General features: G+C 27.0%; 10 protein-coding genes. All 10 read right to left on the bottom strand.

Features of this window, described 5'->3' with window-relative positions:
- Positions 1-45: 45 nt before the first annotated feature.
- Complete coding sequence (locus CLOBL_RS06560) at positions 46-1,284, bottom strand: glycosyltransferase (protein WP_077858288.1); 1,239 nt, start codon at positions 1,282-1,284, stop codon at positions 46-48.
- 155 nt (positions 1,285-1,439) lie between these two features.
- A complete protein-coding gene (locus tag CLOBL_RS06565) occupies positions 1,440-2,648 on the bottom strand; it encodes a radical SAM/SPASM domain-containing protein (protein ID WP_077858289.1) in 1,209 nt (402 codons plus the stop codon).
- Positions 2,649-2,809: 161 nt separating this feature from the next.
- Positions 2,810-4,090: a glycosyltransferase family A protein gene (locus tag CLOBL_RS06570; RefSeq protein WP_077858290.1), complete on the bottom strand. Its 1,281-nt coding sequence runs from the start codon at positions 4,088-4,090 to the stop codon at positions 2,810-2,812.
- Positions 4,091-4,117: 27 nt separating this feature from the next.
- On the bottom strand, positions 4,118-5,080 hold the full coding sequence (locus CLOBL_RS06575) for a glycosyltransferase family 2 protein (RefSeq protein ID WP_077858291.1): 963 nt from the start codon (positions 5,078-5,080) through the stop codon (positions 4,118-4,120).
- 97 nt (positions 5,081-5,177) lie between these two features.
- Positions 5,178-6,413: a radical SAM protein gene (locus CLOBL_RS06580; protein WP_077858292.1), complete on the bottom strand. Its 1,236-nt coding sequence runs from the start codon at positions 6,411-6,413 to the stop codon at positions 5,178-5,180.
- Between the two features lie 106 nt (positions 6,414-6,519).
- Positions 6,520-7,479, bottom strand: a complete 960-nt coding sequence (locus CLOBL_RS06585; RefSeq protein WP_143323841.1) for a glycosyltransferase — start codon at positions 7,477-7,479, stop codon at positions 6,520-6,522.
- Position 7,480: 1 nt separating this feature from the next.
- Positions 7,481-8,221, bottom strand: a complete 741-nt coding sequence (locus CLOBL_RS06590) for a glycerophosphodiester phosphodiesterase (protein WP_077858294.1) — start codon at positions 8,219-8,221, stop codon at positions 7,481-7,483.
- A 43-nt stretch (positions 8,222-8,264) separates the two neighbouring features.
- Positions 8,265-9,242, bottom strand: coding sequence for a class I SAM-dependent methyltransferase (locus CLOBL_RS06595; RefSeq protein WP_077858295.1), 978 nt, complete (start codon positions 9,240-9,242; stop codon positions 8,265-8,267).
- A gap of 207 nt (positions 9,243-9,449) precedes the next feature.
- Positions 9,450-10,799, bottom strand: a complete 1,350-nt coding sequence (locus CLOBL_RS06600; RefSeq protein ID WP_077858296.1) for a metallophosphoesterase — start codon at positions 10,797-10,799, stop codon at positions 9,450-9,452.
- A gap of 2 nt (positions 10,800-10,801) precedes the next feature.
- On the bottom strand, positions 10,802-13,318 hold the full coding sequence (locus CLOBL_RS06605) for a hypothetical protein (protein ID WP_077858297.1): 2,517 nt from the start codon (positions 13,316-13,318) through the stop codon (positions 10,802-10,804).
- Positions 13,319-13,332: the final 14 nt, after the last annotated feature.

Genomic DNA, 13,332 nt, shown 5'->3' on the forward strand with positions numbered 1-13,332 from the left:
ACATATCTCATCTTTTATTCTATTTAAATGCATTAACAAAAAATTCTAAATCATCAGTAAAATATTTCCAAATCTCAATTCGTTCAATCTGTTTATTATATCCTTTTGGTATTTAGGGATTACAGATACCAACACTATTGAGTTGTCGCAATATTTTTCTAGTTCTTCTATGGAATAAACTGGTATTCCCATTATATATTTAGGATTGTTTTTCTTATCTGAAACAGCAAATCCTAAAATACCTATTTCATTATCATCTATAACTTCTAGTATTTCTCTAGCGATTGTTCCCGCTCCATATATAATGACATTGGGGAAACTCTTAATTTTTTTTAATTTGTCTTCACCAATTTTATTATAAATGATTGGCTTTTCAACTCCAGCTATAAAAAGTTTGAATAGTTGATTCAAAAATACGTTGTTATGCTCTAAGTTGATTTTTATTTTTTCATTTAAAATTTTTATATATATATTTTTTGCTCTTCTATAAAGAGTTAAACTATAAAGTTCAATAGCATCGTTAACATCATCTTTAAATTTATGAGATTGCCAAAAAGCAAGTACTTCACAATATGATATAAATACTCCTTCAAGATTTTTTTGTGAAACGTTTCTTGTCATAATAGAATTTTCTCTATATCGTCGAATAAAATATTTTTTATTTATACAAAATGCTCTTTCGGCTTTTAACAATGCTAAAAATGAAAATATTTCATCTTCATGAATAATTCCTTCATAAAATGTAAGCTTATTTTCTAATAAATACTTTCTACTCCAAAACTGGCGCTGAACTTGTGCCATCCATTCCTCATTTTCAATAAACTTTGCAAATAATTGCTCACCTTTTAATATACCTGAATATTTCTTTTGCCTTTCTGACATTTCAAAACATTTTTCTATCAACAACTTATTTTCAAATATAATTCTAGCATCAAAAAATATAACATCTAATTTTTTTTCTTTAGCTATAAAATACAATTCTTCCATAGCTTCTTTTGTAATCATATCATCTGAATCAAGAAAATATATATATTCTCCATTTGCCAATTCCATTCCACGATTTCTGGCATATGATAGTCCACTATTATTTTTATTATTTATTACTTTGATTCTATTATCTCTGTTTGCATATTCATTTAAAATATTTAAAGAATTATCTGTCGAACCATCATTTACACATATAATCTCTATCTCTTTAAGTTCTTGTCCAATAATGCTCTCCAAACAATCAGCTAAATACTTTTCTACATTAAAAACCGGAACAATAACGCTGACCTTTATCATATTTTCAACTCTTTTCCTTATTTAAAATATTTGTACATTCTTCTTATATATATTGAACTTCTATTAACCCTTTTCTTTATGTTGCATTATACAATTCAATTTTTAATTATACTTTATTCTAGTACATCTTGTTCCTAATTTGTGAATTGCAATTTTTATACTTTAATAGCACTAGTACAATTTCGGCACAATATACTTTCTCCTTGTTCCTTACGCATTTCATTCTTTACAAAATTAATATTTTTTCCATTAATTATATTTTCGTATGATTCATCTAGAAGATTTCCAATTACATGTTGCATTCCAAAATCCATACAACATAATACTACAGATCCATCTGGAAGTAGAACATTGTGATTTAAGCCATGAGCTCTATTGCAATAAATTAATCCCTTAACATTAGATTTTCTAGCTAAGTTTTCATCTGCTAAATTTCCTGCACGATCTATTAATTCTGAAAAGATACGAATTTTTCCATTTGTATGCTGTAATACCTTCTGGTGTGGTTTACTCTGGCAATTCGCACTGTCAATAAACATACTTCCATCATTTTTTTTTGTATCTATTATCAAGTCTAATACTTCAAAATATTCTTCTGTCAATGGAATATTGGCATACTCCTCTTCGTCTGGGGTATGTAATACTACTTCAAGAAATGGAATCTTCTTTATTTTATGAAAAATTTCCTTGGTCATACCTACTAATGTAGTATATAAACTAATATAGCGTCCTTTTTCAGCCGCATATAATATCATTTTTAAACATTCTGGATTTAAGAATGGTTCTGAAAATCCAGAAAAATCTACCATTAGGTTATCTGGTGTTTTATCAATACATGTTTTAAAAGTATCAAACGACATATTGACCGTACTTTTTTTATTATCAAAATAATTTTTACATAATATATCTTGTGGACAATATCTGCAATTAACACTACATCCAATTCTTGTGGTAATCTCCAATACCGGTCTGCTACGTTTATCAATAATTTTCTTATCAAAATATTCTACATACTTTGGAACATCAATATAATTATCATATCCATATTCTTTAAGTACACTTATAACTTCTTTACTCCATTTTTTCCTAACACCAATCAAAACTAAAGTTTTACTTTTTTCAAAATTCATTTCATCTATTTGAATAATTTGTGTTCCAAATTCCTGAGTTTTATTTATTGATTTATCTGTCACACAAAACGCTGATACAATAATATTCTCTTCATTTAAAAGTTTATATAGTGGCTTTGCAATTTTACCTGCTCCATATATAATAACATGATCATATAATTTTGCTACCTGTCTAACATAATCCAAATATTCGTTTTTGCTATTCAACATTTCTTTATTTGTATCATTCTCCATACTTTTTATCTTCCTTCATTTCATAATCTAAATAATATTAAATTTCTTATATTCAAAATTTTCTTTTGCATAAATTTTAATAATAACTTGCTATTGTAAATTAATAACTAAAAGTATAAATCTAATTAGTAGGATGATAATAAAATTTATATAACTATATATTATTTTATGCTTGTGCCAAACAACTGTAATTCATCAAAGTATATTGGTAAAACATTTTTAAATTGTAATTCTTCTAATTTATTTCTAATTTCTTGATGATGATTAGTAAATGTAGCAATTAAAACCAAAGAATTTTCATTATATGAAGTTATTTCATTGATATTTCTCACAGGTATATCATAAATATTACTAGGATTTTTACTTGCATCTGTAACCGCAAAACATATTATATTTATTCCATCAATAGATTTTAAATAATCAGCAACAGTTTCTGCTACCCTACATGCTCCATATATAATAATTTTTTTATATTCCTGCAATGTATGAATGAATTCCTTTTCCTTTATCATATTCTTTTTAATATGCTCTGTAATCTGTTGTGGTTCTAAAAGATATATCTTTGAAAATGCCTTATCTATTTCCTTAGACGACTGATTCTCTATAAAACTGTTAATTTGACATAATAAATCCCTTAATTCAAGATTACCTTCTGCTATGTGTTTATAAATTGCAGAAGAAAGATCATCACGCATTGTTTCTAAAACAATTGCTTGTAATTTTTTTAATCCATGTTCCTTTGATATATTTAGAACATCTAAAACGCCTTTTGCATAATCTATTGTTTTTCTTAACGTTAAAATTACTCTTTTATATCCCGTTCTATAACAATAAGTTATCTTTTTTATAGAATAAAATTCCTTTGCACAAATCATAGCCCTAACCAAAAAAGGAGGATCTTCATATCTTACATATAATGGGAAATATATATCATTTTTTTTCAAAAATTCTAAATTATAAATAAATCTTTGAAATCCAAAAAAACATTGATACTCTTTAAAATTAACTTTCTTGTAAGAAGTAAATGTAAAATCTTTAAGCCATCCATAATAACTTGTAATTATTTTTCCATTTCTGAAACTACTATAAGAACCACCACAAATATATACATTATTCTCCTTTGCACTATTATACAGACATTCAAGAATATCATTTTCCGGATAATAATCATCGGGATCCATAAATACTACAAATTCTCCATTTGCTATATTAATTCCATTGTTTCGTGCTCTAGCAACTCCACAATTTTCTTGATTTAATATTATAATATTGTTATGTACTAATGAATATCTTTCTAAAATTTCGAGTGAATTATCAGTTGATCCATCATTAATACAAATTACTTCTATATCTTTTAATGTCTGCATCATGACACTTTTCAAACATTCTTCCAAATATAATCCCATATTATATATAGGAATAATCACACTTATCTTCGTCATAATTATCACCAACCTTGAATTATTACATTAGATCTCCTGCTCTAGCAAATAATTAATTCTTTTAATTCTATCCGGATATTCCTTATTTGTTTCAATATACTCCGTTATATAGCACCTTATTTCATTTTTCATTAACAAAATATTTTTATTATCGTTAGTTTCTAAAGCAATTTCTGTTAACAAACTGGCATGATATGCATAAAACCTTTTTACCCAGATAATAATCTCATTACTTATCTTATTTTCTTCAAGTAATTCTATTACATGCCTATATGCTTGTAAACTTCCTTTTCTTTTTTCAATATCTTTAGCATGAAAAAGAGAATCTTCTCTCTGAAAATAGTGATAACATGGTAATTCACAGTAAATTGCACTTTTTGCTTTTAATGCGCATTCTGTAAAAAGCAAAACATCACCACCTACTTGCAACTCTTCATCTGCACGAATCTCATATCCACTATTTCCTTTTGCCCTAAAAAAAGAAGCATTAAATAATTTATTCCAATAATACGCTCCAAAAGCAGGATACCTGTCTCTAATAAATGTATACTTTAATATCTTTTCCCTATTAAATTTTCCATTTTCTATTGACAATTTATTTCTAATTACAGTAGACTTTTCAAATGTTTCTTTATAATATCCACTACACACAATATCCGCTTTATTTTTTTCAATTTCATCATATAATGTTTCATAATAATTTAACTCAATCCAATCATCTGAATCCACAAAACCTACATATTCCCCAGTAAAAATATCTAGCCCTAAATTTAATGCTGAAGAATTTCCTTCATTACTCTTATGTATAACTTGGAATCGTAAATCCTTTTTCGCATACTCATCACAAATTTTCCCTGAAGCATCTGTTGAACCATCATCTATACAAATTATTTCAAGATTTTTATACGTCTGATTAATAATGCTATCCAAGCACTTTCGTACATATGGTTCAACATTATAAACTGGAACTATCACTGATATTTTTTTCATAGTAAATCTCCTCTTTGATAATACGAATTGCAGATATTATCTATTATTATATTAATTGTAATAATTTAATGATTACCTTTGTTTAATTGTAATGTCTTCATAATAATTTTGTCTTATTATATGGAATAGGTTTATCTATTTGTATTGCAGGCTCTATTTTAGGATCAGATAACGCCCTTCCATTGCAGTAATCGCAGGCTGCAATATACTTAGTGTTAGCTGTGTAATTTCTAAGTAGTTCTTTTAATTTGTTTATTTCACTCTCTTCATAGACTACTTTCGAAAATTCAACATAATTTGTTTGATCATTAGGAATTGCTAACAATCTAGAACCATGTGCTGCAAACGGACATCCAAATAATTTTCCTTCAATTAATGTAAATATATTTTTTACACAACATTTTTTATATACATCCTCATTTTCTTTGTTCGTTCTATTATGTTTACTAATCACACCACACTTAGTCCAACCGCCTGATTTTTGAATATTATAATCAACTTTATTTTCTATTAACAACTTTTCAAATTCCACTATTTTTCTCGATAAATATCCATAATCTGTAATAATAACTACCAATTTATTATCTTTTAGACACTCAATATCTTTTTCTCCTGGAAGAATTGTTGCATTAGTATAAATTACAATTCTTTTAACTTTCGGTTCATTTATCAGTTTTTTTACAACTAAGTGCCATTCTTTATTCATAAAAGGTTCTCCACCAATTACTCGAAATTCATTAACCTCATCTACCACAGAACACAAACTATCTATTGATTCAAGAGTCATGTCGATATTGCAGTCTTTGGGCTTTTCATAATATTGCATTAAATTAGAGCAATCCCTACATTTTAATGAGCATCTTTCTGTTATTACAATATCTACACTTCTTAAAAAAATTCTTTCAGAATGCAAATAATTTTGATGACAGTTAATATACGTATCAATTCTAAATTTAATATATTCTTCTGATTCATCAAAATCATATTCATTAATATTAATATCTTTTATGAATTCTATCCCTGAATACAATTGATAATCACCAATATCATCCATTTGGTTAACTATATCTCTTATATTAATAGCGCTAATTAATATTATTGCCTCTTTATATCTATCTTTTATTTGTGGAGTTAAAATCACTTCTTTATCCAAGCATTTTTTTTTAATTTTCATAATATTATTATCACAGAAGCATTCTATATCAATACCTTGATCTAAGCACACTTTGCATAATATTTTACCAATTTCCCCAGCACCAAAAATAATTACAGGTATTTTTTCAAATTTGATTTTTTTTATAATTTCATTTTTTTTTATATCTTTACAAATCATATATATTACCTCTTCATAATTTACTACAAAAAAATCTTGCAGTTCTTCTAATTATTAATTTTAAAACACAAATTCCACTCAAATTTGCTACATATTTTGCTTATAACTACTTTCCACCTAACAAATAATTAATTCTTTCAATCCGTTCTGGATACTCTTTATTAGTTTCAATATACTCCACCAAATAGCGCTTCATTTCATTTTTCAGTAATGAAATGTTTTCAGAATCATTATTTTTTATAGCCATTTCTGTTAATAAACTAGCATGATAAGTATAGAATCTTTTTACTAAATTATTGATCAAATTATATTTATCATTTTTTTCAATGAGCTCTATTACTTCACTATAGGCAATTAGAATTTCCTTTCTTTTTTCAATATCTTTAGAATGAACAAGAGACGTTTCTCTTTGAAAATAGTGATAATATGCCGATTCACAATATACAACTCCATTAGCCATTAAAGCGCAATTTGTAGTTAATATAATATCACTTGCCAATTCTATATCTTCACTTAAGCGAAACTGATAACCACCATCTTTAATAGATTTAAAAAATATACTTCTATACAACTTATTCCAGAGATATGCACTAAAAGCTGGATATACATCTCTTTGAAATGTATATTGCAATACTTGTTTCGAATTAAGCTTACCACTATCTATCTTCAATTTATTTTTCATTCTGATGCAATTTCCATCTGTATCTTTATAAAAACCAAAACATGCAATTTCTACTTCATTGCTTTTAATTATATTGCAAGCTGTTTTATAGTAATCTTGTTCAATCCAATCGTCAGAATCTACAAATCCAACATACTCACCCGTAAAAATACTTAGACCATAATTCACTGCAGACTGATAACCACCATTAACTTTATGAACAATCTTAAATCGCGAATCTTTTTTAGCATATTCATCACATATCTCTCCTGATTTGTCAGTTGAACCATCGTCTATACAAATTATTTCAAGATTCTTATATGTTTGATTTTTAACACTATTCAAACATTTCCTTATATACGCTTCAACATTATATACAGGTATAATGATTGATATCTTCTCCATGTCATTCTCCTTTATTATATTCATATATAATATTTTTCGTCCTATCCGGATAATTAGTGATAATGGTATTAATATTATTTTCACAACAATATTTTATATCACTATCTCTAACATTCCATACATTAATTTGCAGTCTATTTTTTTTACATGATTCTATAAAATTATGATATTTAAGATTATTAAAGGATGGATGAATTGAATTGACTCTCATTTTTTTACAATATCTTGGCATATCAATAAATCCATCTGTATACAGAAATCCAAGCTTTGCTTCTGGACTTAGTTCCTTAATCTTCATAACCGAATAGTGATTAAATGAGGAATATATAATTCTATCCTGTATATTCATCATATTTGCCAATTCAAGAACTTTTTCTTCTATGCTATCATAAAAAATTATTCCCGTTTTAAGTTCAACATTAATATATAAATTTGTATTCTTTAAAAGTGCATATACTTCATTTAATGTTGGAATTTCAGAAAACTTATATTCTGGATGCATCTTATTATAATTAAAACCTTTTAATTCCTTAAGAGTATAATCCTTCACCCAACCAGTACCATTGCTAACACGTTCAATAGTTTCATCATGAATTACAACAAGTTCTCCATCTTTAGTTAACTGGACATCAAGCTCAATCCCATCTGCTTTCATTTCCACCGCCATTTGAAAAGCCTCTAATGTATTTTCAGGAGCGTATCCTGATGCCCCTCTATGTCCCCAAACTTTTATTCGTGACATATTATTTCACCACACTTTTCCATATTAATTATTCCATATCTATTCATAAAACATTAGTTTTACATTTTTTTAATACTGTAATACAATCTATATTTTTCACTTTAAATCCAAGATCAACGTCTATTTGCTCTAAAATCTCAAAATTACTTTTCTTTGCTATTCTCATAACATCTTGCTTGCATATTTTTGCTCTCCATTCAATGTTTTCATTAAAGTTTTCACTTGTATTATTACCATCAAGCATGCATCCATCTAAATTAGAATGGTGTATAAAACAATATCCTCCATTTTTTAAAATTCGACTAAACTCACTAATATATATATCAAGCATCTTATAATTAAAATGCACCATAGCATCCCAAGAATATATCAAATCCAAACTTTCATCATTAATAGATATCTCTTGTGGTAAACTTTGAATATATTCAATATTGGAATTACAATCAAATCTCATTTTGCAATAATCTAATGCATCTTTTGAAATATCGCATAATATTAATTTTTTATAATTATCTTTTAGAAAATTGGCAATCCTTCCTCTTCCACATGCAAAATCCATTACCTTCATTTCTTTATTAATCAATGAATATTTTTCTAAAACCGGTTCTATTATTTTTTCAAACTCGCTTAACGCACTTTTTTCTGAATATATGTAATAATTTGTCCAATTCCGTTCTGGTGTAATATATTCCTCTGTATAATATTCATCATCTAAAAGAACAATCTTTTCACTCGGAACGAATAATTCACTCAATAAAATCGATTCTATATCAAACTTATACTTTTCAGAAGCAACCACTACATAATCATAATTCATATCTCCAATTGCTTTTGGTGGCAATATCTCCCACCCAGCCACTGAAATCATATTCTCATGCATTTTATCGATACAGCCTACTATATTACAATAAGAAAGGCAATTAATTTGCATAACAAATCTTTCTCCAATTTGACCCATTCCATATATTACAATATTACTATTCTTCGGTATTTTATTAAATGGAAATAACTTCATTTTCATATATTAAACTCCTTTTTATATCTTATATATTATTTCAACTATTTCAATCATATTTCTCTTTGTATTTTAAAATTCTTGACATTTCATACATGAAATATTGAAAACATTTTGCCTGGTTTTAATACCTGTAACCTTATATATTCATAGTAACTCTACTTTATTTATAATAATTTTAATTCATTTTGAATTGTAAATTTATAATCTTCACTAAAGTGTTCTATCAACTCCTGCACCAAATCTTACAAAATCAATTTTATTTTCTGATGGTGTTATTATTAGCGTATCCCAAAGTTCCTGGGATACTGTATTTAGTTTCCTTTTATGTGTAATAGCTCCCTCTGGCTTTTTATCTGTAAAGTATTCACATTTTGAACATCCTATAGAAACAATAGGGAATACCTTTTGTGTATAAATATAGTCAGCATGTGTATGTCCATGAATAAATGCCATTATCTTTCTATTTTCACACAAATGATACTCTTCCAAGATAGACATAAGTTTATCTCCATTTCTAATCTCATCAGTCCAATAATCTAATATTGAAAGAGGCGCTTCATGGCTAAATACGATAATAGAATATCCTGTAGGAGTAGTATCCAAAACCTTCTTTAACCATATTAATTCTTCATCTGGAAACCCATATCTTAATTTTTCGTTATGGTCAAAAGACGTTAAAAATATGCATCTTAAAGAAACATCATTAAAATCTGAAAAGTAATATAATTTTTGAAAATCTCTATTTACATATTTCTCACTATGTTTTTGATAAATTTCATATTGTTCCTTTTCTGAAAAAGATTCTAGGTTTCCATTAAAATAATTAGTATCATGATTTCCAATAGCAATGTAAAGAGGAACATTAATTTCTCTTAAATCATTAATAATTTTTTGTGCATATTTTCTAGTAACATCAGCTGAAACCATTCCATCTGTTAGATCTCCTAAATGAACGATTCCATTAAAACTCACTTTTCTATTAATGGATTTTATGTTATGTATAGTATATTTCCATGTTCCATTTATTGTAACATGAGAATCAGATAATACACATAAAACCAACGACTTTTTAGTTCTTTTTTCAAGAATTGTATCTACCGTTTTTTGCAGTTCATTTGAAAAATATGATTTTTCTTTATACCCTTCTGTTGAATCTTTTGATAAAAATAATAAAATATTATTAATTTCCTGTGCTTCCTCATCTGTAAAGTCTTTACAATCTACTCTCTTTAAGCAAATTCTGAAATATACTTCTTCTGTAAATATATAATCTTCCTGCCTATAAGAATCACCACTTAAATCATGATTATAAGTTGTCCAACATTCTTCTTCTTGATAGCAGTATGTATAAATATATTTATCATCAAAATTTAAAGAATAAGTAGCAACATTGAAATAATAATCTGAATTTAATAAAATTATCTTGTTTCCTTTAAAAGCCTTATAAAAAAACTCAGTAGACATTCTATTTGGACTATTTTTTCCAAGTATTCCTGTTGATGCAAAAATAGTTGTTCCAGCTTTTACTTTCAAATGTTGTCTTTTAAAATCATTGTTCATTCTTAAACAATTGCTCCTTTGATATAATCATGAACTTTTTCTCCACATGTTCCATCCATATTATTTATATTATTGAAATAATTTTTCTTCTGAATTTCCGAGTTATTTTTATTTTCTAATTTAACATACTCTTCAATAAATTCTTCTAAATAAAAATATTTACTTTCATTGCTAGCATAAGGTATGTTTTCTCCTTGTTCACCAAACTGTTCTACTGTATTAAGATATTTTTTAACTTCATCTAACCTTAGCCTACATTTTTTAATGGAGAACTCTTGTGTTTCTGTATTAATTATTAACAAACTGTTATCATAAGCGGTTAACGCTACTACATATTTATCATCATATTTTTTTGCAAAATAATAGTTTGTATCAGTCATATTATTGCATATATCTCGTTCTCCCTCTTTGTAAGGCAATTTAATCTTATATTCACTCATATTTCCTGTTGAAATATTAATTTCAAGAATCATATTTGCCTCTCTAGGAAAGGCAAGCATATATTCACCACACCATACAATCCCTCTAAATAGTCGTGTTTCTCCTTTAAAATTCGGAGGATAATTATTATACTCTCTTGTTTCACCTGTTTCATAATTCCATCTAATAATAGTTTTTCCATCCTCGGGAATAAGCCAATAATCTTTTCCATCAAAAGCCATTCCAAAATAATTCATTTCTTCTGATCCAACAGTATGAACCTGTGATTCCCAAGTATCCATATTAAATTCTAATACTTTATTTGCTATAGATGAAGCCATTAAAAGTAAATTGTCTCTAACACAAACTCCCCACATAAACATAGGTTTTCCATCACTAATTTTTTCAAACTCTTTTATACACTCATTATGATATTTATATTCAGCAGAATTAATATTATATTGCACGATAGCCTGATAATTTTTAGGTTTCATAAAAAGTGAGTCTTTATATCTTATTATTCTATCAAAATTAACGATAGCTGCATCAGGGATGCTTTTCTTCTTTAATATATCTTTTTCCAAATCATATTCACACATGTCAGAAGAAAAATAAGGTAGCATATAAATTTTATTTTCAATTTTCATAACATCACAATATTGTATCATTTCTGGATTTGTGTTAGACGATATTTTTTTAATAACTTCCACTTTTTCTGTTTTCAAATCCATTTTACATAAAACATTAAGTCCACTGCATACAAACCACATATTATCATTTTCAAAGTACGCATCAAAAAATGATAATGACGTTCTATCTTCTTCAGTTAGCTTCCTATCTATTTCTGTATTTAAAATAAAAATAGGTTTTCCTGCAACCCCAAATAAATGAACCATAGATGATGAACCTTCTCCAATATACGCGTCACATATTGCAATTGATTCTGTTACATCTGCGTTGTCATCATAAATGCCTATATTTTCATCTATAAACTTTTCTTTTAGAGTGATATATTCTTCTACCAAATCTGGCAACATTGATTTTAATGTAGATTCAATCAAAGGATGCGGACGCCATAATAATACAACATCTTTTCTCTCTTTAAAAATTGAAAATACATACTCCATTTTCTTTATTGCTTTAATTCTATCTTCTAATATACCTGAAATACTAACATTATACATAACAACTTTTTTATTTCCAATAATTTTTCCCCATTCATTAGAGATATTGTGTTTATGTTTTTCATAATATAAAACCCTATCAACTTTAGGAGATCCTAAAACTGCTAATTTATCTTCTGGTATAATACTCTTGTAAAATTCTTTATGTTTCTCAGACTGTACAATCATTTTATCCATATTTTGAAATACCGGAAGGTTTATCTGACTTTCTTGTATGTTACTTCCTGTAATGTAGTACGGTACATATACAAGCATATCTGTATACTTTTTTAATTCAGAAGAATAATAATTTGGATGAACTGATGTAACATAATTACAATCATCATATGGATTATGTATATATATAATATCTGGTTTATGTGCACTCAAATTATAATCATTATAATGAGTTATAGAAATATCCTCTGGGAATTTATCTCCTTCATAGCAAAATTCAATTTTATTAACATCAGCATTTCTAACATAATATGGTATTGGTATAACATAACATTCACAGTTCGAATCTTCATTAGCAGCTTTCCATATACTTTCAAGAGAATCCCACATTGAAGCTTTATATGGCATAAATACAACTTCAAGCTTTACTTCTGCTTCCCTTGTAATTTCTTTTTGCAAAATACTTATTTGTTTTGTAATTTGCTCAAAAATTCCAGCCGTAGATTTTTCATTTATAATATTCATATTTAATTCTTCTAATATATTTTTAGGTTCATTAATTGTATTTTCATAATAGGAATATCTTTCTTTTGACAATCCCTCTATTAGTGCTTTTTCAATCGCTTCTAAGGCTGCATAGCAATCCTGTAAAACTCCTCTGGCAGAAGCTTGTTCAGTTTCTGAATTTATGACATAATTTATGCCCTCTACAATCGTTGGAAAGAGATCCAATATCCATTTTTGAACATGTTTTCTCATTTTCTAACCTCCAA

The organism is Clostridium sp. BL-8 (genome assembly GCF_002006495.1).
Lineage (GTDB): Bacteria > Bacillota > Clostridia > Clostridiales > Clostridiaceae > Clostridium.